At 32.1% G+C, this 21,743-nt stretch carries 23 protein-coding genes; 8 read left to right on the top strand and 15 right to left on the bottom strand.

The features are described 5' to 3' along the window. Window positions 1-4 precede the first annotated feature (4 nt). From Q1A73_RS05295 to Q1A73_RS05265, 7 genes are all read right to left on the bottom strand, one after another. The gene (locus Q1A73_RS05295; RefSeq protein ID WP_299602523.1) at window positions 5-544 is read right to left on the bottom strand and encodes a sigma-70 family RNA polymerase sigma factor; all 540 of its coding nucleotides are present in this window, start codon (window positions 542-544) and stop codon (window positions 5-7) included. 179 nt (window positions 545-723) lie between these two features. Beyond that, window positions 724-2,949, bottom strand: coding sequence for an NADP-dependent isocitrate dehydrogenase (locus Q1A73_RS05290; protein WP_299602522.1), 2,226 nt, complete (start codon window positions 2,947-2,949; stop codon window positions 724-726). Window positions 2,950-3,891: 942 nt separating this feature from the next. Then, window positions 3,892-4,242, bottom strand: coding sequence for a 50S ribosomal protein L19 (gene rplS, locus Q1A73_RS05285; protein ID WP_299602520.1), 351 nt, complete (start codon window positions 4,240-4,242; stop codon window positions 3,892-3,894). Between the two features lie 211 nt (window positions 4,243-4,453). Further along, window positions 4,454-5,131, bottom strand: a complete 678-nt coding sequence (gene trmD, locus Q1A73_RS05280; protein ID WP_299602517.1) for a tRNA (guanosine(37)-N1)-methyltransferase TrmD — start codon at window positions 5,129-5,131, stop codon at window positions 4,454-4,456. Between the two features lie 59 nt (window positions 5,132-5,190). Further along, entirely contained in the window at window positions 5,191-5,808 is a 618-nt protein-coding gene (locus tag Q1A73_RS05275; RefSeq protein WP_299602514.1) for a tRNA (guanine-N1)-methyltransferase, read from the bottom strand. A 369-nt stretch (window positions 5,809-6,177) separates the two neighbouring features. After that, complete coding sequence (locus Q1A73_RS05270) at window positions 6,178-7,626, bottom strand: glyceraldehyde-3-phosphate dehydrogenase (protein ID WP_299602512.1); 1,449 nt, start codon at window positions 7,624-7,626, stop codon at window positions 6,178-6,180. A gap of 134 nt (window positions 7,627-7,760) precedes the next feature. Next, entirely contained in the window at window positions 7,761-9,179 is a 1,419-nt protein-coding gene (locus tag Q1A73_RS05265) for a trypsin-like peptidase domain-containing protein (RefSeq protein WP_299602509.1), read from the bottom strand. A gap of 166 nt (window positions 9,180-9,345) precedes the next feature. Between Q1A73_RS05265 and dapF the strand changes: the two genes are divergently transcribed. The 4 genes from dapF to Q1A73_RS05245 all read left to right on the top strand — a co-directional run bounded on the left by dapF (window position 9,346) and on the right by Q1A73_RS05245 (window position 12,681). Beyond that, window positions 9,346-10,131, top strand: coding sequence for a diaminopimelate epimerase (gene dapF, locus Q1A73_RS05260; RefSeq protein ID WP_299602506.1), 786 nt, complete (start codon window positions 9,346-9,348; stop codon window positions 10,129-10,131). Beyond that, a complete protein-coding gene (locus Q1A73_RS05255; protein ID WP_299602503.1) occupies window positions 10,125-10,652 on the top strand; it encodes a GNAT family N-acetyltransferase in 528 nt (175 codons plus the stop codon). Before dapF ends, Q1A73_RS05255 begins: the two co-directional genes overlap by 7 nt. Further along, window positions 10,642-11,685: an endolytic transglycosylase MltG gene (gene mltG / locus Q1A73_RS05250; protein WP_299602502.1), complete on the top strand. Its 1,044-nt coding sequence runs from the start codon at window positions 10,642-10,644 to the stop codon at window positions 11,683-11,685. The genes Q1A73_RS05255 and mltG overlap by 11 nt, the downstream gene beginning before the upstream one ends. Before the next feature lie 351 nt (window positions 11,686-12,036). Then, window positions 12,037-12,681, top strand: coding sequence for a peptidoglycan-binding protein LysM (locus tag Q1A73_RS05245; RefSeq protein ID WP_299602499.1), 645 nt, complete (start codon window positions 12,037-12,039; stop codon window positions 12,679-12,681). Window positions 12,682-12,698: 17 nt separating this feature from the next. On the opposite strand, the gene Q1A73_RS05240 is transcribed toward Q1A73_RS05245, so the two are convergent. The 3 genes from Q1A73_RS05240 to dnaA all read right to left on the bottom strand — a co-directional run bounded on the left by Q1A73_RS05240 (window position 12,699) and on the right by dnaA (window position 15,511). Continuing rightward, on the bottom strand, window positions 12,699-13,430 hold the full coding sequence (locus tag Q1A73_RS05240; RefSeq protein ID WP_299602496.1) for an SAM-dependent methyltransferase: 732 nt from the start codon (window positions 13,428-13,430) through the stop codon (window positions 12,699-12,701). Between the two features lie 184 nt (window positions 13,431-13,614). Then, the gene (locus Q1A73_RS05235; protein WP_299602494.1) at window positions 13,615-14,067 is read right to left on the bottom strand and encodes a low molecular weight protein-tyrosine-phosphatase; all 453 of its coding nucleotides are present in this window, start codon (window positions 14,065-14,067) and stop codon (window positions 13,615-13,617) included. Between the two features lie 16 nt (window positions 14,068-14,083). Next, a complete protein-coding gene (dnaA, locus tag Q1A73_RS05230; protein WP_219010186.1) occupies window positions 14,084-15,511 on the bottom strand; it encodes a chromosomal replication initiator protein DnaA in 1,428 nt (475 codons plus the stop codon). Window positions 15,512-15,703: 192 nt separating this feature from the next. Between dnaA and Q1A73_RS05225 the strand changes: the two genes are divergently transcribed. Next, window positions 15,704-16,117 (top strand): thioesterase family protein, encoded by a 414-nt coding sequence (locus Q1A73_RS05225; protein ID WP_299602488.1) that lies wholly within the window; start codon window positions 15,704-15,706, stop codon window positions 16,115-16,117. Here Q1A73_RS05225 and Q1A73_RS05220 read toward each other — a convergent pair. Genes Q1A73_RS05220 through Q1A73_RS05200 form a run of 5 tightly spaced genes read right to left on the bottom strand, consistent with a single transcriptional unit; the run spans window position 16,106 to window position 19,591 of the window. Then, window positions 16,106-16,720 carry a YigZ family protein gene (locus Q1A73_RS05220; RefSeq protein ID WP_299602486.1) on the bottom strand — a complete coding sequence of 205 codons (615 nt, stop codon included), beginning with the start codon at window positions 16,718-16,720 and terminating at the stop codon, window positions 16,106-16,108. The two genes, Q1A73_RS05225 and Q1A73_RS05220, sit on opposite strands and share 12 nt — an antisense overlap. Window positions 16,721-16,725: 5 nt before the next feature. Then, window positions 16,726-17,595 carry an EamA family transporter gene (locus tag Q1A73_RS05215; RefSeq protein ID WP_299602483.1) on the bottom strand — a complete coding sequence of 290 codons (870 nt, stop codon included), beginning with the start codon at window positions 17,593-17,595 and terminating at the stop codon, window positions 16,726-16,728. Next, a complete protein-coding gene (locus tag Q1A73_RS05210; protein WP_299602480.1) occupies window positions 17,592-18,200 on the bottom strand; it encodes an HAD family phosphatase in 609 nt (202 codons plus the stop codon). The genes Q1A73_RS05215 and Q1A73_RS05210 overlap by 4 nt, the downstream gene beginning before the upstream one ends. Beyond that, window positions 18,178-19,236 (bottom strand): bifunctional diaminohydroxyphosphoribosylaminopyrimidine deaminase/5-amino-6-(5-phosphoribosylamino)uracil reductase RibD, encoded by a 1,059-nt coding sequence (ribD, locus tag Q1A73_RS05205; protein ID WP_299602477.1) that lies wholly within the window; start codon window positions 19,234-19,236, stop codon window positions 18,178-18,180. The genes Q1A73_RS05210 and ribD overlap by 23 nt, the downstream gene beginning before the upstream one ends. Before the next feature lie 4 nt (window positions 19,237-19,240). Beyond that, on the bottom strand, window positions 19,241-19,591 hold the full coding sequence (locus tag Q1A73_RS05200) for a hypothetical protein (protein WP_299602474.1): 351 nt from the start codon (window positions 19,589-19,591) through the stop codon (window positions 19,241-19,243). 205 nt (window positions 19,592-19,796) lie between these two features. Between Q1A73_RS05200 and Q1A73_RS05195 the strand changes: the two genes are divergently transcribed. From Q1A73_RS05195 to Q1A73_RS05185, 3 genes are read left to right on the top strand one after another with little or no spacing between them, the layout of a single operon-like run. Continuing rightward, window positions 19,797-20,282, top strand: coding sequence for a GNAT family N-acetyltransferase (locus Q1A73_RS05195; RefSeq protein ID WP_299602471.1), 486 nt, complete (start codon window positions 19,797-19,799; stop codon window positions 20,280-20,282). Window positions 20,283-20,284: 2 nt separating this feature from the next. Further along, the gene (gene prmC / locus Q1A73_RS05190) at window positions 20,285-21,160 is read left to right on the top strand and encodes a peptide chain release factor N(5)-glutamine methyltransferase (RefSeq protein ID WP_299602469.1); all 876 of its coding nucleotides are present in this window, start codon (window positions 20,285-20,287) and stop codon (window positions 21,158-21,160) included. Beyond that, window positions 21,153-21,743 carry a TIGR00730 family Rossman fold protein gene (locus tag Q1A73_RS05185; protein WP_299602467.1) on the top strand — a complete coding sequence of 197 codons (591 nt, stop codon included), beginning with the start codon at window positions 21,153-21,155 and terminating at the stop codon, window positions 21,741-21,743. Before prmC ends, Q1A73_RS05185 begins: the two co-directional genes overlap by 8 nt.

Raw genomic sequence — 21,743 nt, 5'->3', positions numbered from 1 at the left:
AATATTATAATGTGTTTATGATTTGAATTAGTTTTTTCTTAGCTCTGTGGTATTGCGATTTAGATGTGGAATGAGTAATTCCTAATATTTCCGAAATTTCCTTATGATCGTATCCTTCGATAAGATAGAGGACAATAATCTGTTTATATCCATCTGGTAATGCTGCAATTCCTTGTTTAATTTTTTTTATATCTGGTGTTATATTTGATTTGTTAATCTCTTCACTGATATGATATTCATGATGATCTAATGGTATTACAGGTATTTTTTTTGCTTTTAGATGATTAATACTTTTATTAACAACTATTCTCTTTAACCAAGAACCAAAAGTGCTTTCATATCGAAATGAGTTTAGGTTTTTAAAAGCATCTACGAAACTATCCTGAATAATATCTTCAGCATCCTCCTTAATATTCAATATTCGCATACTCACGTTGTACATAGCATCTACGTATAACTTATATAGCTGATATTGCGAAACCCGATCGCCAGATTTGCTTTTTTCTATAAGATCTTTATGCGTATAAAGAATATTTGTTTTCAATTATTTATGATTAGTTATCAGTCTTTCTAGAGTAACTTTTTATTTCTAACTATTATTATTGACAAACCAAAAAACAAAGGGTTGCATCTACTTATAAATTTTTGTAGATATTTATAAAAAAAAAGCCTGAAAACGTAATGTTTTCAGGCTTTTATATAAGTTGTTTTTTGTTTAAAAACTTATGAAATGATTTTATTTAATGTTTCACTTGGTCTCATTGCGTTTTCTACTTTAACTACATCAGGCCAGTAATAACCTCCCATATCCACAGCACTTCCCTGCGCACCATTCAGCTCTTCGATAATTTTAGCTTCATTATCACCTAGATCTTTAGCAATTGAAGAAAACTGTTGTTGTAACTCAGTATCTTTTGTTTGTTCCGACAATGCTTGAGCCCAATATAAAGCAAGATAGTAGTGACTTCCTCTATTATCAAGTTCATTCACTTTTCTAGATGGAGATTTTTTATTTTCTAAAAACTCCTCTGTTGCTTTATCTAATGCTTCTGCTATTACAAGTGCTTTTTGGTTATCATTAACTTCTCCCAAATGTTCTAAGGAAACCGCTAGAGCTAAAAACTCTCCTAAAGAATCCCAACGTAAATGACCCTCTTGATTAAACTGTTGTACATGCTTTGGTGCTGATCCTCCCGCTCCTGTTTCAAACAATCCACCACCATTCATTAATGGTACAATAGAAAGCATTTTTGCACTTGTTCCTAATTCTAGAATAGGGAAGAGATCTGTATTGTAATCACGCAGTACATTTCCTGTAACTGATATAGTGTCTTTACCTTCTTTAATTCTTTCTAATGAGAATCGAGTAGCTTCTACCGGAGACATGATTCTAATATCTAAACCATTAGTATCGTGCTCAGGAAGATATTTTTCAACTTTCGTTATTAAGCTTGCATCATGAGCTCTTTCTTTATTTAACCAAAAGATAGCAGGAGTATCTGTTGCTCTAGCTCTACTAACAGCTAATTTTACCCAATCTTTTACGGGAGCGTCTTTCGTTTGACACATTCTCCAGATATCTCCTTGCTCTACTTCATGCTCAATTAACACAGTACCAGTCGCATCTACAACACGAACAGTTCCATTTTCTTTAATTTCAAAAGTTTTGTCATGAGATCCATATTCTTCTGCTTTTTTAGCCATTAAACCTACATTAGGAACAGTTCCCATCGTAGTTGGATCAAAAGCACCATGCTTTTTACAAAAATCAATCGTTTCTTGATAAATACCTGCATAACTACTATCTGGAATTACAGCTTTAGTATCTTGAGTATTTCCATCAGCATCCCACATCTGACCAGAATTTCTAATCATAGCAGGCATTGAAGCATCAATAATTACATCACTAGGTACATGAAGATTGGTAATTCCTTGATCAGAATTTACCATGGCTAGTTTAGGACCATTTTCATAACATGCTTTGATATCTGCTTCTATCTCAGCTCTTTTAGCAGTGTCAGTAACTCTTTTTAGTTTGTTTACAAGATCACCGAATCCATTATTCACTTCTACACCGATTTCTTCTAAGGTTTCACCATGTTTTTCAAAAACATCTTTGAAAAATACTTCTACGGCGTGACCAAAAATAATCGGATCGGATACTTTCATCATGGTTGCCTTCATATGCAAAGAGAACAAAACGTTTTTCTCTTTGGCATCTGCAACTTGCTCTTCTAAGAAAGTTATTAATGCTTTTTTGCTCATTACCGTAGCATCGATAATTTCACCTTCTAGTAATGCGGTTTTTTCCTTTAATATTGTAGTGTTTCCATCTGTACCAACCAACTCAATTTTTACATCTCCAGCATTAGCCATCGTTACAGACTTTTCATTAGATCTAAAATCTCCACTAGACATTGTGGCAACGTGTGTTTTAGAATCACTACTCCAAGCACCCATAGAGTGTGGATTCTTTCGAGCATATTGCTTTACAGGTTTTGGCGCTCTTCTGTCGGAGTTTCCTTCTCGTAATACAGGATTCACGGCACTACCTTTTATTTTATCATATCTTCCTTTAATCTCTTTTTCGGAATCATTTTCTGGCTCTTCTGGATAATTAGGAATATTAAAACCTTGTAATTGTAATTCTGCAATTGCAGCTTTTAACTGTGGAACAGAAGCACTAATATTAGGAAGCTTAATAATGTTAGCTTCTGGTTTTAATGCTAATTCACCAAGTTCTGCTAAAGCATTTGCTTGTTTTTGTTTGTCAGAAAGGTTTTCTGGGAATACAGCTAAAATTCTTGCTGCTAGTGAAATATCTTTTGTTTCAACCTCTATATTGGCTGCTTTAGTAAATTTTTTTACAATTGGTAAAAAAGAGTATGTAGCTAATGCAGGTGCTTCATCAGTTTTAGTGTACACAATTTTTGAGGATTCAATTCCCATATTTTTTAATTTTTAGTAAGATATCCGGTTGCCATTCGGTGTAATATCTTGTGTGTATTATACGATCTGTTTAGAAAACGATAGGTTGTTTAACCTTTCATACTTTATATTACAAGATTACCAGTGTAAGGCTATGGTAATTCACAGTAATATTTTCCGAGCGCGAAGATACAAATATAGGCAGGTAAATGCAACCTGTTTACTGTTAGTTTTGCGTTAAAGAGCTTGAATTAAATATCTTTAAAAAAGATTAGGTTCAAAAAATGGGACTCGCAAAAAAAGAAGAGAATTTTAAGAATCGTTTTAAAAATTAAAAAGCCATATCATAATACGAATACCTTGATATGGCTTTTGTACAGAAATAAAGTTTTGTTAGCTGTTTTACCCGCTATGAAATAATAACTTTCGTTTGTTATACCAAAAAGATAGTTTCTGTAAGATAGGCAGTTTTAAACTGATAACAGTATATGAGATTTAAATACTACCTTTAGACTATTGCGAACGCTTTTGTGTATAAATTACTTATGTAATTTTGCGTTTTTTCATCCGAATAGTCTATTTCCACTTAAAATTAAAAAGGTGTCAAAACTTAATTTTTTCCTTTGGATTTCATGCTGAAAATGATTTTAAAGTAGATCTTTAAATTAATTTCAATGATGTATTCAAAAAAATAACTTTCGTTTTATATTTATCCTAATCTTAAGATGGTTTATGTAAAATGTTCAAAGAACGAGTTTAGAAAAATTATAAGATAGGAATCCTTGTGTCATCACTATCAGCTATTATAAAATTTCTTTATTAAAATTACTTAAAATTAATTTGCAATACAATTTTTTGTATAAGTTTAGTTATCAACTGGTTATGAACTTAAGATGTTAACTTTTGTTCATAAAAAAAGGTTGCCCAATGACAACCTTTTTGTATTGTGAAATAAAGAATAATTTAGTTTCTTTTTTCTTTGATTCGAGCTTTCTTACCCGTAAGTTCTCTAAAGTAAAAGATACGTGCTCTACGTACTTTTCCTCTCTTATTCACTTCGATTTTCTGAAGTGCAGGTAAATTAACTGGGAAAATACGCTCAACACCTACAGTACCAGACATTTTTCTAATCGTAAATGTTTCACTAGCACCAGAACCTCTTCTTTGGATTACAACACCTCTAAAAAACTGAGTACGTGTTTTGTTTCCTTCTTTAATTTCGTAATATACTGTGATTGTATCACCTGCAGAAAACTCAGGTAATTCTTTTTTTGTAACAAATTCGTTCTGTACGAATTTTACTAAATCTTCCATTTTTGAAGTAGTTTACTTATGTTTTATCAAAACAACATTCACGATTTTCGCCAGAGGTTATTTTAATTAGGGTGCAAAAATAAGTATTATTTAATTATTTGCAAGTATTTTTTAGTAAATGTTACTTGCTGTTTTTGAGCGGTCTATCTTTAATTTCTAATCTGTGATTTAATGATTTGGAAGTTTTTTTGATAAAAATAAATATGTCTGTTTATTCTTCTAATAAATCAGGTCTTCTTTCTTTGGTTCTTTGATAGGCTTGTTCTTCTCTCCAAGCTTCTATTTTAGGAAAATTACCTGACGTTAGAACTTCAGGTACTTTCCATCCTTTATAATCCGCTGGCCTTGTATAAATTGGTGGAGCCAATAAGTCGTCTTGAAAAGAATCAGTTAATGCAGAAGTTTCGTTTCCGAGAACTCCAGGAATTAATCTAATCACTGCATCACATAAAATTAGTGCTCCTAATTCTCCACCCGATAATACATAATCTCCTACAGAGATTTCTTTGGTGATAAAATGATCTCTTACTCTTTGATCAACACCTTTATAATGTCCACAAAGGATAATAAGATTCCCTTTTAGAGATAATTGATTTGCAATTCCTTGGTTTAGAGTTTCTCCATCAGGAGTCATATAAATGATTTCATCATAAGTGCGTTCAGATTTCAGTTTAGAGATGCACTTGTCTATAGGCTCTACCATCATAACCATACCTGCACCGCCACCAAATTGGTAGTCATCTACTTGTTTGTAGTTGTTAGAAGTATAATCTCTAAGATTGTGTAAGTGCACTTCTACCAGTCCTTTTTCGATAGAACGTTTCATAATTGAAGCTTCAAAAGGACTTTTTAAGATATCAGGAACTACAGTAATTATATCTATTCGCATTTCTTATTGTTAGAAAATGCAAAGATGCAAAACTATATGATAAAATCCAGAAAAATGATCTACTTAGCGCCAGCTTTGCGTTGCTTGTTGATCTCGTCCTGAAGTTTACGCATTACTTTTTGTTCTCTTTCTAATGCTCTACGTCGATGATCTTCAAATTCTGCTTCTGTCTCAGCTAAAGCCTTTTTAGCCTGAATTGTTACAGAATTACTATTCTTAAACTTGAATACAAAAAATGCTAACAAAGCAAGCAGAGCACCAACAATAGTCCACATCATCGTTTTATAACTTCCTTTGGTAAATGACATTCCTAAAAATGTCATGTTATCTTTTTCTTCGGTAACTGCGGATAAATCTTCGTTAGTTTTTGCTAAAGAGGCTTCTAGGTTTGTAATAGAAGTTTGCTGTGCTATAATTTTTTGATTAGAACTATTTAATTTCGATTCTAATGTTTTAAGTGAATCGATAGTATTTCCTTTAAGTTTATCTAACCATACTCGTTTTACTACCTTGTATTCTTGATATCTTCCAGATTTTTTAATTACGACATCAAACTGAGTTTTGATATTCTCTTTCTTGAGTGCTTGTTCTGCAGTTAGTTCTTCTTCTTGTGCCTGAATGGTTTCAAAGATGGGGAGAAAAGCTATGAAAACTAATAGGTACTTTGATAATTTCATGTGTGAGTTTTTGTAATTTTAATGGTCGATTGAAGCCTGAATTGTTTTGGATCAATTTATATTACTTGCAAAATTCTATGATCCTTTTGGTAAACAGATTTCATTCTTTTACGTTAGTCTTTAATTTATTCTAACGATAATAAATATACGATATTGTAAGCGATTTAAAAGATTTAAATGCATGATATTTATTTATCAGTCTCTAAATTGAGGGTTTGAAAAAGCAATAACGAAGCCATTATGAATAGGATGATTGTCTATTAGATGCTGAGATAAAGAGTTTTACAATTGTCATAATAATGACTAACAAAAAAAGTCGTTACACTGTGATAACGACTTTTTAATATTATTTCTAACTAATTTTAATTGTTAGTAATATGTAAACCTTCTCACTTTAGCAATGTATTTAGAAAGTCTGATTACCTGATGGCTATATCCATATTCATTATCATACCAAACATATAAAACTGCATTTTTTCCTTTGGTATCAACGATAGTTGCATTACTGTCGTAGATAGAAGGAGCAGAAGAACCAACGATGTCACTTGATACTAGTTCATTATCAAGAGAGTATTTGATTTGCTCTACTAAATTTCCTTCTAGAGCATATTTTTTAATAATGGCATTCATGCTTTCCTTAGTAGTGCTTTTCTCTAAGTTAAGGTTAAGAATCGCTAAAGAACCATTAGGAACAGGAACTCTAATTGCGTTAGAAGTTAGTTTTCCTTCAAAACTAGGTAATGCTTTGGAAACAGCTTTTCCTGCGCCGGTTTCAGTAATAACCATATTTAAGGCTGCCGCACGACCTCTTCGATATTTTTTATGCATATTATCTACTAAGTTCTGATCGTTAGTATATGCATGGATCGTTTCTAAATGTCCATTGATAACTCCGAAGCTTTCATCTACTGCCTGTAGTATCGGAGTGATCGCATTGGTGGTACAAGATGCTGCCGAAAAGATATTTACTTTATCTGGGTTATGTTCTTGGTGATTTACACCATGAACGATATTAGGGATTCCTTTTCCAGGTGCGGTAAGTAATACTTTGTCAATACCTTTAGCAATTAGGTGTCTGCTTAAAGCCTCTTTATCTCTAAAAGCACCTGTGTTGTCAATCAATAAGGCATTGTCAATTCCAAAAGAAGTATAATCTACATCTTCTGGGTTGTTAGTACTAATTACTTTTACAGTAGTACCATTAATAATTAGAGAGCTATTGGCAATATCAGTTTCTACTAAACCAGCAAACTCACCATGTACTGAATCATTCCTTAAAAGAGAAGCTCTTTTTTCTAAGATTTCTTCGGTAATAGCACCTCTGGTAACGATGGCTCTTAAACGCAGCTGACTCCCTTTGCCAGTAATGGTCATAAGTTCTCTTGCAACTAATCGTCCTATTCTTCCGAAACCATAAAGAACTACATCTTTTGGAGAAATATTTTTAAATTTTTTAGCATCCTTAAGCTTGTTCATAACGAAGCTCGTTGCAGAGTCATATTCATTTCCTGCAAGGTGATATTCATACGTTAATTTACCGATATCTAATTTTGCTGGAGGTAAATCCATCAATTTTATCGCTTGAGCAATTTCAACCGAATCAAATATTGATATAGGCTTTTGAACAAATTCTCCTGCATACTCATGTAAATTAAGAATTTCACTTACATTTTTGTCGATTAGTTGGTTACGGAATAAAACTAATTCAATAGAATTATCGTACCATAAATCGCTTACAGTTTTAATAAATGCTACCGTAGCACGGCGTCTATCTGCCTGAAAGGCAAGTTCTTTCTCATAAACTTCGTTAGAACTCATAGTTGTTGTGTTTTACTATCTTGAAATTTCGCGCAAAAGTATGAATTTCAAACGTTTTCGTAAAGCTTTTTTTAAATAAAAATCCCATTGCTTTTTGTAAACAATGGGATTCTATATATAATGCTCAATAATTCTTAATTCTGAAAAACAAATTCTCTCTTTTCTCCATTACGATCTATCAAACTGATCGTGATATCGTCTTCAGGATATTTGCTTTCTATGATCTGTTTTACTTGTAAAACGTTTTTAACTTTTTTGTTATCAATCTCACTAATAATTAAGCCTTCTAAATTGTATCGCTGCATTCTTGGACTTAGTGCTTTGCTAATGATAACTCCATGGTCTAAATTAAATTTCTTTAAATAATCTGGATTAGGATTAGCTACCTCTACACCTACATCTTCAATGTTATATCTTTGTATTACGTATTTGGTTAAGGTAACAGGTACACTTAATTCTCTGTTTTCTCGTAATATTTTTACAGTAATAACATCATTCGGACTTTTACTGTTAACATATCCAGTTAGATCTGAGAATTTCTTGATTTTTAAGCCATCAATTTCTTTAATTACGTCTCCTTCTTTAAGCCCTGCTTTTTTAGCACCACTATCTTCTCCTACATTTGTTATAACAACTCCCTGTGTTTCATTAAGGTCGTATTTTTCCATTACTTGCTTCGTAAGATTATCTCCATTGATACCTAAAATACCTCTTTGTACATCTCCAAATTCTAAAATGTCTTCCACGATTTTTCTGGCATTATTGGAGGGAACGGCAAAAGCATATCCTACATAACTTCCTGTTTGTGAGGTGATAGCAGTGTTTATTCCGATTAATTCTCCTCTCGTATTTACCAAAGCACCACCGCTATTTCCTGGATTTATGGCTGCGTCTGTTTGGATGAAGGATTGAAAATTACCATCATATTCATTTAAATCTCTTGATTTTGCACTAATAATACCTGCAGTCACGGTAGAGGTTAGGTTAAAAGGGTTTCCAACCGCAAGTACCCATTCTCCAATTTTGGCAGTATTAGAATTTCCAAATGGGATATACGATAATTTTTCATCGGTATTAATTTTAATCAACGCAATATCCGATTGTGGAGCAGTACCAATGATTTCTGCTTTATATGATTTATTATTATTTAAAGTAACTTCTAAATCTGTAGCTCCATCAATTACATGATTATTAGTAACAATATAACCGTCTTCTGTTATAATAACTCCAGAACCTGCTCCTTGAATTCTTCTTTCTGTAGAACCACCGTTTCTGAAATATTCCATCAGATTTCTAGGAGTTTTCGTAATTCCGTATTGTTTTACGTGCACAACTGCATTTACTGTTTTTTCTGCTGCAACGGTAAAATCAATATTTGTTGGAGCGGTACTTAAATTTGTAGCATTGTATGCTGTGGGTATTACATTTGTTTTTGGAGTAGTTTCGTTTTTGGTAATTACGATAGGCTCTGTTTCCAGAAATATTTTATACGCTCCTAACGTCATTACACCTGCTAAAATAGCGACAACCAATAAGCTCAAAAATCTTTTCATCTTCTTTTCTTTTTTCGTTTAATTTGACTAGTACTATATTATAGACTGTTGATAACAATTAAAATTACAATTATAGTATATTTTTTTTCGATATTTAACGCTCTATTAACAACGATTATATGGATACTTTCTTTGTACCTTTGTTGTTTACATTTGAATTAAAATAATGAACTTAACTTTTTATAAATACCAAGGTACAGGTAATGATTTTGTAATCATCGATAACAGAGATTCGATATTGTCCAAAAATGATACCAAATTATTTGCAAGACTTTGTGACAGAAAATTTGGTATTGGTGCAGATGGTCTAATGTTATTAGAGCTTCCAGGAAATGAAGAGGATGATTTTACCATGGTTTATTTTAATGCCGATGGAAACGAAAGTACTATGTGTGGTAATGGCGGACGATGCCTAGTTGCTTTTGCGGCGTACTTAGGAGTTATTAAAGATAAAGCTGTTTTTACAGCAATAGATGGTAAGCATATAGCTGAAATTAAAGATGGTTTGGTGTATTTGCAAATGCAAAATGTTTCTGAGATAGAAAAGCATGATTCCCATCTGTTTTTGGATACTGGTTCTCCGCATCATGTCACTATGGTTGATGATATAGTAAATTATGACGTTACTAATGTTGGACGTAAAATTAGAAATGGAGCACCTTATTTTGAAGCTGGAAGTAATGTGAATTTTGTTCAAAAACAAAATGATGATATGTTTTCAGTAAGAACTTATGAGCGAGGAGTAGAAGACGAAACATTATCTTGTGGAACAGGAGTTACTGCGGTAGCACTATCTATGCACGCTACCAAAAATACAAACAAAGAAGAGGTTAAGGTCAAAACTCCAGGAGGAGAATTGAAAGTTACCTTCCGTGAAACTGATAATGGTTATGAAGATGTATTTCTTATTGGACCGGCAGAACAAGTTTTTAAAGGTGAAATTATATGTTAACATTAAAAGGTGAGCATATATATCTGCGAGCACTAGAGCCTGAAGATTTAGATTTTATATATATTATTGAGAATGATGAGCGGATTTGGGAAATGAGTACAACACAGACCCCTTATTCACGCTTTTTGATCAAGCAATATCTAGAAAATGCACATCAAGATATATATGATGCTAAACAATTAAGACTTTTAATAAGTACTAATGACGGAGCTTCTATTGGATTAATTGACTTGTTTGATTTTAATCCAACACATAATAGAGCAGGAGTAGGGATTATCATTGCTGAGCCAGAGCAACGAGGAAAAGGTTATGGTAAAGAAGCCTTACGGCTAATTAAAAAATATGGCGATACTCATCTACGATTACACCAACTATATGCGAATATTGCAGATGATAATTTAGCAAGCATAGGACTTTTTGAAGGAGAAGGATTTCGGAAAGTAGGAATAAAAAAAGAATGGAATCTTGTAAATGGTATTTACAAGAATGAATTATTATATCAATATATATATGTACATTAAAAGAATATTATTATTAATAGCACTTATCGGTTTATTAGCAGGAGGATGGTTTGCGTATTATGTATATAACGCTGTATTTTCTCCTAATACAAATTTTGAAGTAGAGACTAAGACCGTATTTATTCCTTCAGGAACTACTTTTCAGGAATTGAAAAAAGAAATACATCCTTTATTAAAGGATCCTTATAGTTTTGATAAAATTGCTGCAAAAAAAGGGTATGCTAATAAAGTGAAAGCAGGAAGATATATTATTAAAAAAGGGCTTAATAATAATGAACTTGTGGATCTGTTAAGAAGTAAAAATACTCCTATTCAATTGACATTTAATAATCAAGAGCGTTTAGAGAATTTAGCAGGTAGAGTAGCACAACAGATAGAGGCGGATAGTATTTCTCTTGTAAAAGCTTTTAAGGATGAAAGCTTTATTAACGAAAATGGATTTACTATTGATAATGCGTTATCCATGTATATACCTAACAAGTATGAATTTTTTTGGAATACATCAGCAGAGCAGTTTAGAAGCCGTATGTTAAAGGAGTATAATCGTTTTTGGAATGATAAAAGAAAAGCGAAAGCTAAAAAAATAGGTTTAACTGCTACTGAAGTTACTACTGTAGCCTCTATTGTTCAAAAAGAAACTGCTAAAGTGGATGAACGACCTCGAGTAGCTGGAGTTTATATGAATCGGTATAATAATGGATGGAAACTCGATGCAGATCCTACCGTTATATATGCACTTAAGAAGCATAGGAATGACTGGGATATAGTAATCAAAAGAGTTTTGTTTAAAGATTTAGAGTTAGATAGTCCTTATAATACTTATAAATACAATACATTACCACCAGGTCCAATTACGATGCCTGATATCTCTTCAATTGACGCTGTTCTTAATTATGAAAAGCATGAGTATTATTTTTTCGTAGCGAATGTGGAAAACTTTGGTTATCATAAATTCGCTAAGAGTATTGAACAACATAATCGTAATAAAAAGCAATATATAAATTGGATTAATAAGCAAGGCGTAAGACGATAAATCATTTAGCTTTTTTGTAGGAAAAAAATAAAGATTTTACGGAAGACTTATTGTTTTTCGACTTTATTTATTAACAAAATCGTTTGAGTTGTTGTGGATTTCTCCACGGTACTTTGATTTAATTTTTATCGACAAAAGTTGCTTGTTAGACGTTTAAGTGTAAGAATTAAGACTTTTTTTGACTTTTTCAGTGCTTTTTTAACTCTTTTTTTAGTGTAAAATACTGTTTTTCAGCATTATAATAAATTTAACATAAGCACCTATTTTGTTTAAAAAAAAGCTGTATATTTGCACCGCAAAAATTTAAGTAGAGGGGAACGCTTTTTTAGTGTCTACTTAGAAATTTTTTATATGATAAAAAGGATAATTGGACTTTTTGTAATTCTTACAATCGGGGGAGTTGTTTTAGTAAGTTTTACACCAAAAAAAAGAGTAGATCTAAGTTCTTATAGCACTGAGGGCTTGGATCTCTACTACATCACACCCAATTTCAATGAGATTGAAGATGATCTTAACGACATTATAATTTATCCAGAATTAGGTAATTCATATGTAGGTTTTAAAGAAGCTTTAGCTTTTAAGGAATCTAGAGGAGATTATGGGGTAGTGAATCAATTTGGCTACATGGGTAAATATCAATTTGGTATGGGAACACTAGCGTTAATTGGTATTAAGAATAAAAACGATTTTCTAAATAACCCAGAGTTACAGGAAAAAGCATTTTACGCAAATCTTTCTAGAAATAAATGGATTTTACGTAGAGATCTTAAATGGTTTACTGGTAAGAGGATGAATGGAGTAATTGTTACCGAGTCTGGAGTATTAGCTGCGGCACATCTTGCTGGCCCAGGAGCTGTTAAGAAATACCTTCGTAGTGGAGGGGTTGATGGTTTTTCGGATGCTTTTGGTACTACAATTCGTTATTACATGAAACGTTTTTCAGGATTTGATACTTCTTTTGTAGTTCCGAATAGAAAAGCTAAAGTTCAGTTTTAGTTTAATTTTTGTATTTTCTAAAAATCTTTTTGGATAATAAAAATTGTAGGTTTCTTATGAAGCTCAATTTGTTCTTTTCTCCATTCTTCTACGGTTTTGGTACGTATGTATTCTGTGGTCAGTGTAATATCACTAGCAATGCATAATCTAGTGTTTGGATTTAGAATAGTGGTAAGATCAGCTAGCATTTTATCATTTCTATACGGAGTCTCTATAAAGATTTGAGCTTGATTCTTTTCTAAAGAATTTTTTTCAAGGGATTTGATAGTGGACTTTCTGTCAGCTTTATCTATTGGTAAATATCCATTAAAACAAAAGTTCTGGCCATTCATTCCGCTACTCATCATTGCTAAAAATATGGAAGATGGTCCTACCAACGGTGTTACTTGGATTCCTTTTTCATGTGCTAATCTCACAACTTCTGCTCCTGGATCTGCAATACCGGGGCATCCAGCGTCTGATAATAATCCAATAGATTCTCCATTTAAACAGGGAGCTAAATAATTTGGTATTTCCGTAGCATCTGTGTATTTATTCACTGAGTGAATGATTAGCGATCTCTGAGATTTACTTGGACTTACCTTTTTAATAAACCTTCTTGCAGGCTTTTCGTTTTCGACAATATAGTGGTTTACTTGTTCTAAAACTTTTTTTATTGATATCGGTAATACTTCTAAAGGAACATCATCACCTAATCGAGTTGGTATTAGATATAGTTTTCCTTTGGGATCTAGGGGTTTTGATTCCATAATTATAAAATAATAGTTTTTTGATTAAATGAACTAATGTGGTTGTTGTTAATATGATTAGATGTATGATGAATACATATTAAATTATCATAAAACGCTGTAATGTTTTTCAAAGAATGTAATATTTTAAGTAGTTAATGCTTACTAAATATACAAAAACTTTGTTTTGTAAGATCTTTATTTGTTATAACTCTTGGATTAGTTGGTCACAAGCTTTATCTAACATTTCAAATACATTTTCAAATCCTTGATCTCCTCCGTAGTATGGATCTGGCACATCTAGATTTTCGTTAGGATGCAATTCGTTTAAAATCAGTTTTACTTTTTTTCTATCGCTAGAATTGCGAGACAATTTTATGATGTTTTGATAGTTTGAGTTGTCCATGGCATAGATGATGTCGTATAAATCAAAGTCACTAACAGTGAATTGTGCAGCTCTTTGATTACTAATGTCTATACCATGATTTCTAGCTGTTTGTATAGATCTCATATCTGGTTTTTCTCCGATATGATAATTACTTGTTCCAGCAGAACTGATTTGATAGAGATCAGGATCAAGTTTAGAAGCTAAAATACCTTCTGCCAATGGAGACCTGCAAATGTTTCCAAGGCAAACCATTAGAATTTTAGTCTTCATTAATTAAATGTTTTGTTTATAATGTAAGTTTTTTACCTAAGTCTTCTACGTATTTTCTAAACTGTTTGTCTGTAGAAGAAAGATTGTCCACAGTTTTGCAAGCGTGCAGTACTGTCGCGTGATCTCTTTTTCCAATTTGAGTACCGATACTAGCCAATGAAGCTTTTGTTAGCTTTTTTGCAAAAAACATAGCTAATTGTCTTGCTTGTACGATATGGCGTTTACGAGTTTTGGACTGCAGAGTTTCTACATCCATTTGGAAATAGTCACTTACTACTTTTTGAATATAATCAATTGAAACTTCTCGTTTAGTGTTTTTAACGTAGTTGTCTACAATTGCTTTCGCTAAGTCGATTGTAATATCCTTTTTGTTAAAAGAAGAATGAGCTATTAAAGAGATAATGGCGCCTTCTAGTTCTCGGATATTTGTTTTTATATTATTAGCTAAAAACTCAACTATATCTTCTGGCATTTCTACACCGTCTCTATAAAGTTTATTTTTAATTATAGATATACGGGTTTCAAAGTCTGGTTGATGTAATTCTGCTGATAATCCCCACTTGAAACGTGATAGTAATCGCTGCTCGATATCTTGCATATCTACAGGAGCCTTATCACTGGTAAGAATTACCTGTTTTCCATTTTGATGTAAATGATTAAATATATGGAAGAAAACATCTTGAGTTCCAGCTTTTCCAGATAATAACTGTATGTCGTCTACAATAAGAACATCTATGATTTGATAGAAATGTATAAAATCATTTCTATTATTCTTTTTAACAGACTCTATGTATTGCTGTGTAAATTTTTCTGCAGAAATATATAAAACTGTTTTTTCTGGATAATTGTCTTTTATATTTACGCCTATTGCATGTGCTAAATGTGTCTTACCTAATCCAACTCCTCCAAAAATTAACAAAGGATTAAAAGAAGTTCCTCCTGGTTTGTTAGCTACTGCCATACCTGCAGATCTTGCTAAACGGTTAGAGTCTCCTTCTAGGAAATTATCAAAATTATAGCTTGGATTTAGTTGAGATTCAATTTTTACATTTCGGATACCAGGTATTACAAAAGGATTCTTAAGTTCTGGATTTTTACTCTTAATAGGTACGTCTACTTCTTGAGAAGTTACAGGTGTTCTGTTAGAGCTAGGAATCTTTTCTGTAAATGGTTTTTTATTACCGTAAGTATTTTCCATTTTTATAATGTAAACCAGCTTTGCTGTTTCTCCTAATTCTCGAGTAAGAGAAACCTTCAAAAGGTTTACATAATGTTCTTCGAGCCACTCGTAAAAAAACTTGCTAGGTACCTGGATGCTCAAAGCACTATCAGTAAGCTTTACAGCTTTAATAGGTTCAAACCAGGTTTTAAAAGCTTGTGGGGTAATGTTATCTTCTATAAACGACAGACAATTATCCCAAACTGATTGCGCAGTTAAATTCATTAGAGTGGTTAGATTACTTTAATATCGTTATTAACGGAAAATTGTTGAAAAAGTTCCTTCTTTTTTTGCTTGACAAATATGTGAACAAAAAATGTAAAAAAAAAACGAATTTGGGGTTGAATTTTAAATAATTTTTTCGCATACTTTAATGATTCTAATGCCAAATGGCTCATTTTTTTTATAATTAAATATATGTCAATCACTTCCGAAACTTCATTAAAAGTTAGATATTCTGAAACAGACCAAATGGGTGTTGTACACCACGGTAATTACGCACAATACCTAGAGTTAGCCCGTATTGATTGGTTGTCTCGTTTAGGTATTTCATATAAGAATATGGAGGAGAACGGTGTGATGCTTCCTGTTTTTACCTTAGACTTTAAATTTAAGAAATCTGCCTTCTTTGACGATGAATTAACTGTTAAAACTTTCCTTAAGAAAATTCCTACGGCTCGTATTGTTTTTGACTACGAAATATACAATCAGAATCAAGATTTATTAACAATTGCCTCTTCCACTTTGGTGTTTGTCGATACGAAAACACGAAAGCCGATTTTATGTCCTCCCTACTTATTAGAAATTATAGAAAATACCTTAACTAGCTAATCTTTCAATTTCTACTTCATACAACGTAGAGAAAAGATCATTTATTTCACTGGAGACTGTTTTTCTTACAGAAATAAATATTTTACAGTTTAATTCTAGTTTTTGATCTAATATCTTGATCTTTTTTTCTTTGATGATTCGCATTACTTTATTCATGTTTTTGTATTCAAAAGTGATGCAAAATTTAATATCAATTGTTTTTTCTATAACATTTGAAGCTTCGAGTGATAATTTAGCAGACGTTTTATAGGCGTTAATTAATCCGCCAACACCGAGCTTAACACCACCAAAATATCGTACAACTACCACAAGGATATTAGTAACTTCGAAAGATTGTATTTGACCATAAATTGGTTGTCCGGCAGAATTGGAAGGTTCTCCATCATCATTGCTTCTATATTGGATAGTTTCTACACCTAATTGCCAGGCATAGCACCAATGCCTAGCGGCATGATGTTGTTTTTTTAAAGATTCAATTATTGGTTTAACATCTTCCTCCCTAGAAATAGGAAATGAATATCCAAAGAATTTACTGTTTTTATCTTTAAATAAGACTTCTTCTCCTGGAGAGTCTATGGTTTTATATAAATCGCTATTGTTCAATGTTATTAAATAGAGTAAGTAACTAACAGAATGCTAATTATTGCTAATATAATACCTAACCAGTTTTTTTGTATTAATTTTTCTTTGAAAAATAGCACTCCTACAATGGTAGATAATAATAATATAGCAACGTTGTTAATGATAAAAACCGTTGAGCTATCTAAAGTATCGTTTCTTAATGCTTGAATCAAAAAATAAATTGAAAAATAATTCGGAATACCTAAGCAGATTCCTGCAATGATGTTTTTTGGAGCTATTTTTAAAGTTTTTTTAAATAATTTATAAGATAAGATACAAATTCCTATAACAGCGGCAGAACCAAATATACAAGCCGAAAACAAAGCGGTTTCTTCTTCAGTTACATGATTTTTTTCCATAAACTTTAAACTTGTGTCGATAATTCCTCCACCAAGAAAAACTAATAATGGAAATATTAAGTTTTGTGTCTTTATAGAGATTCCACTAGTGTTTTTTACCGATGTTAGATAAACAGCAATCAGTGCAATTAAAATACCTGAGATTTTTAAAAACCCTGTACTTTCTTTATAAACTAGAATGCCAAATATTACAGGTATTGCTACACTCATTTTACTTGCAACTGCAGCTACAGAAAGCCCGTTTTTTTGTGTGGTTATAGCCATGAGATTAAAAACCAATATAAAAACTAAACCTAAAATAATGGTGGTGTAAAACCAACTGGATTCAGCAATTTTACTAACCTCTATAGGCTTCTGGTATGCGATAAAACCAGAAGTAGAAGCAACAATGTAATTAACAACGATTGCTTGTAACGTATCTACTTTGTATTTGCTAAATAATTTAAAAGTAATTAATATCCAGCTTGAAGAAAGTATGCTTAGTAATAGGGATATCAAAATAAATCAGATTTTATAGAAAATAATTCTGTGATATCCTCGGTTACTGGATTGTTGTTCCATGTTTTTATCCCTAATCGTTGAGCAGCTATCGTATTTTCTTCAGTGTCATCGATAAATAGAGTATTTTCGGGAGCTAACTTGTGTTCTTCTAAAACATATTGAAAAATATCAGAATCAGGCTTTCTTAAGTTAATCTCATGAGATAGATAAAAGGAATCAAAGCAAGACTTGAAATCATGATAAAAAGAAATATTTTCTTGTATCCAATTAATATGCAATTCATTGGTATTGCTTAATAATAATAATTTATATTTCTTTTCAATTGAAAGTTTTTTAATAAAGTCTAATCGTTTATCTGGAAATTCTTTCAAAATAGCATTCCATGCATAAACAATCTGTTCTTTTGTAGTGTTTGGGATGATTTTTTGATAATGATCAATAAAATCGGATGTAGTTATCTTACCAATTTCATATAACTTATTAAAATCTGATAGTTCTTTATTAATAGATGGCAAGCCTAATTTCTTAAGTTCTTTTTCGGTAGCTGGTTTATCCAGATTGATAAACACATCGCCAAAATCAAAAATGATTGTTGTGATCATTGATGTATATGCTTAGAGTGTCATTTAAAATTTTTTCAGAGGATGTTAGTTTTCCATGAATCTTAGGAGCTATTGTGCCTTTTGAGAAATTAGTGATTCCTTTAAATATTCTTGCTTCGTCCCAAAGATTTTTATCAATAAAAGATTGTATGGTAAAACTGCCACCTTCTATTATTACAGATTGTATTTCATGTTTGTGGAGAATTCTACAAATATCTGTTGTAATTTGTTTGCCCGGCTCAATAGTTTCATAAATCAGATTGGAGCTATTTTTATTGATATTATTCTTAGAGGTAATCACAATTGTTTTTACTGTTTTATCTAAAATTGAAGAATCTATTGGAGTTTTATTAGACAAATCAATAAGAACCCTTACCGGATGATGTCCAGACCAATCTCTAGTAGTAAGTTTTGGGTTATCTTCAATAACCGTTTTGTTACCAACTAAAATAGCTTGCTCTTCTGCGCGCCATTTATGTACCAACTGTCTAGAATTTGAATTTGTGATCCAAACTGGAGCACGTTCAGAACTTTTTTCGGGAGCAATAAATCCATCTTGTGTTTGAGCCCATTTTAAAATAATGTAAGGCCGTTTCTTGTTGTGATAAGTGAAAAAACGTTTGTGATGTTTCCTGCACTCATCCTCTAATACGCCAACCGTTACATCACAACCAGCTTTCTTGAGTTTTTCGATGCCTCTGCCTGCTACTTTACTATGTGTGTCTATAGTACCGATAAATACTTTAGGGATTTGATTTCGAATAATCATGTCGCTACAGGGAGGAGTCTTTCCGAAATGGGAACAAGGTTCCAATGTTACATAAAGACTTGCTTCTTTTAATAAGGATTTATCTTTTACGGAATTCACTGCATTAACTTCTGCATGATTTCCTCCATAGGCACTAGTGAAGCCTTCTCCTATAATGTGTTCATCATGTACTATTACGCATCCAACCATTGGATTAGGTCTAGCGGATCCCAGGGCATTCTTTCCAATCTGAATGCATCGATGCATATGTTTTTTGTGTATATCCAAAGTTTTATTTTAAACTAACTTTTTGTTCTTTGTTAATTTTATAGGGATAAGAAAAATTTCCAAAATGATATTTTATATTCCCTTTGTATTGAATATGAATAGAATCAGTTTGAACGATTTTAAGCACGCTATTTAAGAGATTACTCTTATTGTCTTCATATATTTTTGAAAGTGAAAATGTTCCTTCTAAAGGAATTTTAAATTCATTTTTCGATGGAACATCAAATTCTTTGGAGGATATCACACCAACATCAATGTTATCAACAAAAACGTGCATATCTTCGATAGAAAGTGTTCCATCTACATTATTTGGATTGTTAAAAACAGCATCTGCGTGGATTGTTATATTACGCATACTTACGTTTTTAACATCTATTTTAGAGATGCGCTCGAACTCAGGTTTCTTAGATAAAGAACAGCTTGGTAGTATAAGAAATATTGTTGATAAGAATAGAAACTTCTTCATTGATTACTGAGCAGATTTAATGTATATTTCAGTTCGTTTATGAAACAAAATAAAGTCACTTTTTGTAATCACAAAAGTAACATTTAATATTAGAATGGGTACTATAAAAATACGACCAGTTGCTCTAGAAGATAATAAAGCTTTAGCAGCTGTAATAAGAGAGGTTTTAATAGAAATGGGAGTTCCTAAGGTAGGTACTGCTTATGAGGATAAAGAGCTGGATATAATGTTTGAAACTTATGAAGGCGCAAGGAAAGAATATTTTGTAGTAGAAGAGGATGAGAAAATCATTGGAGGTGCAGGGATTGCTCAATTAGAAAAAGGAAGTGACGAGATTTGTGAACTTCAAAAAATGTATTTTTTACCGGAGGCTAGAGGAAAAGGATTAGGGCATCAAATGATGAATACCTGTCTTGATTTTGCTAGAACACAAGGATTTACAAAATGTTATTTGGAGACAATGCCTTATATGAAAGACGCAAGGAAATTGTATGCTAAAGTTGGCTTTACTTACTTAGATGCTCCAATGGGAGATACAGGGCATTACAGTTGTCAGGCTTGGATGATTAAAGATTTATAGATTTGAAAATTAAAGATCTTAGAAAAGATTTTATTGATTCACTATCAGAATTGTATGGTTTAGAAGAAGCTAGGTCGTTCTTTTATTTGCTTTCGGAGTATAAACTTGGTCTACAACGTGTGAATATAGCTTTAGAGCTGGATAGGATTCTAAATAAAGAGGATCTCTCATATTTTAAAGAAGCAAAAATAAGATTGTTACATGAAGAGCCTATACAGTACATTATCGGGGATACCGAGTTTTATGGACTTTTATTCAAGGTGAATCAGCACGTATTAATTCCCAGACCAGAAACTGAAGAATTGGTAGATTGGATAGTGAAAGATTGGCAGTCTATCAACAATACTCGTAAACTTACTATTTTAGATATAGGAACAGGTAGTGGTTGTATAGCTATTTCATTAGCTACAGCGCTTTCTAATGCTGATGTTTACGCTATAGACGTTTCAGAACAAGCTATCGAAGTAGCTAAATTCAATGCCAAATATCATGAGGTAGATATTCAGTTTATGCATTCGGATATTTTAGAAATGAATTCTTTACCTCATAAGTTTGATATTATTGTTTCCAATCCCCCATATGTTAGAGAATTAGAAAAAGAAGAAATTCAGGCTAATGTATTAGAAAATGAACCAAGTATCGCACTGTTCGTTTCTGATGAAAATCCTTTAATTTTTTATGAAAAAATAACTGCCCTTGCTAAAGAAGGTTTGACTGATACCGGTGCTTTATATTTTGAAATTAATCAATACCTTGGTGTCGAAACTAAAAATATGATTCAGGAATACGAATATGAATTTATTGATCTTCGTAAAGATATAAATGGTAACGATCGAATGATCCGTGCCTGTAATACTAAAAATATAATTAATGAATAATCTAACTTCTATTTGTGTTTTTTGCGGAAGTAGCGAAGGCAATGATACCAAAACGGTAAGTGATGCTTTATTGCTCGGAGAAAAATTAGCTAATCAGGGAATTACCTTGGTGTATGGAGCAGCTAAAATCGGTATCATGGGGAAAGTAGCAGAAGGCGCTCTTAATCATCAAGGAAAAGTAGTAGGAGTTATTCCTGATTTCCTAAAATTAAAAGAAGTTGTTCATCTTGGGTTAACTGAGCTGATAACAACTAAAAATATGCACGAACGTAAAATGAAAATGCATAATCTTAGTGATGGGTTTATTACTTTACCTGGTGGTTTTGGGACTTTAGAAGAGCTATTTGAAATCATTACGTGGTCTCAGTTAGGGTTGCATCAAAAACCTATTGGTTTATTGAATATCAATGGATTTTACGATCATTTATTACTTTTATTAGAGAATATGGTAAAAAGTGGCTTTCTAAAACAAGAAAACTATGATCTTCTAATTGTGGATGATCAAATCGATTCGTTACTAGAAAAAATGAAGTCATTTGAACCTGCACAAGTGCCGAAGTGGTTGCAACCAGATAGAACTTGA

Source organism: uncultured Aquimarina sp., assembly GCF_947492115.1.
Lineage (GTDB): Bacteria > Bacteroidota > Bacteroidia > Flavobacteriales > Flavobacteriaceae > Aquimarina.
Note: the sequence above shows the minus strand (reverse complement) of the source record. Positions and strands in the feature narration are given on the sequence as shown.

Excerpts from the sequence above, each read along its gene's own strand:
- Q1A73_RS05290 (WP_299602522.1), bottom strand. The coding sequence starts at position 2,949 with ATGGGAATTGAATCCTCAAAAATTGTGTACACTAAAACTGATGAAGCA.
- rplS (WP_299602520.1), bottom strand. The coding sequence starts at position 4,242 with ATGGAAGATTTAGTAAAATTCGTACAGAACGAATTTGTTACAAAAAAA.
- trmD (WP_299602517.1), bottom strand. The coding sequence starts at position 5,131 with ATGCGAATAGATATAATTACTGTAGTTCCTGATATCTTAAAAAGTCCT.
- Q1A73_RS05275 (WP_299602514.1), bottom strand. The coding sequence starts at position 5,808 with ATGAAATTATCAAAGTACCTATTAGTTTTCATAGCTTTTCTCCCCATC.
- Q1A73_RS05270 (WP_299602512.1), bottom strand. The coding sequence starts at position 7,626 with ATGAGTTCTAACGAAGTTTATGAGAAAGAACTTGCCTTTCAGGCAGAT.
- Q1A73_RS05265 (WP_299602509.1), bottom strand. The coding sequence starts at position 9,179 with ATGAAAAGATTTTTGAGCTTATTGGTTGTCGCTATTTTAGCAGGTGTA.
- dapF (WP_299602506.1), top strand. The coding sequence starts at position 9,346 with ATGAACTTAACTTTTTATAAATACCAAGGTACAGGTAATGATTTTGTA.
- Q1A73_RS05255 (WP_299602503.1), top strand. The coding sequence starts at position 10,125 with ATGTTAACATTAAAAGGTGAGCATATATATCTGCGAGCACTAGAGCCT.
- mltG (WP_299602502.1), top strand. The coding sequence starts at position 10,642 with ATGTACATTAAAAGAATATTATTATTAATAGCACTTATCGGTTTATTA.
- Q1A73_RS05245 (WP_299602499.1), top strand. The coding sequence starts at position 12,037 with ATGATAAAAAGGATAATTGGACTTTTTGTAATTCTTACAATCGGGGGA.
- Q1A73_RS05240 (WP_299602496.1), bottom strand. The coding sequence starts at position 13,430 with ATGGAATCAAAACCCCTAGATCCCAAAGGAAAACTATATCTAATACCA.
- Q1A73_RS05235 (WP_299602494.1), bottom strand. The coding sequence starts at position 14,067 with ATGAAGACTAAAATTCTAATGGTTTGCCTTGGAAACATTTGCAGGTCT.
- dnaA (WP_219010186.1), bottom strand. The coding sequence starts at position 15,511 with ATGAATTTAACTGCGCAATCAGTTTGGGATAATTGTCTGTCGTTTATA.
- Q1A73_RS05225 (WP_299602488.1), top strand. The coding sequence starts at position 15,704 with ATGTCAATCACTTCCGAAACTTCATTAAAAGTTAGATATTCTGAAACA.
- Q1A73_RS05210 (WP_299602480.1), bottom strand. The coding sequence starts at position 18,200 with ATGATCACAACAATCATTTTTGATTTTGGCGATGTGTTTATCAATCTG.
- Q1A73_RS05200 (WP_299602474.1), bottom strand. The coding sequence starts at position 19,591 with ATGCGTAATATAACAATCCACGCAGATGCTGTTTTTAACAATCCAAAT.
- Q1A73_RS05195 (WP_299602471.1), top strand. The coding sequence starts at position 19,797 with ATGGGTACTATAAAAATACGACCAGTTGCTCTAGAAGATAATAAAGCT.
- Q1A73_RS05185 (WP_299602467.1), top strand. The coding sequence starts at position 21,153 with ATGAATAATCTAACTTCTATTTGTGTTTTTTGCGGAAGTAGCGAAGGC.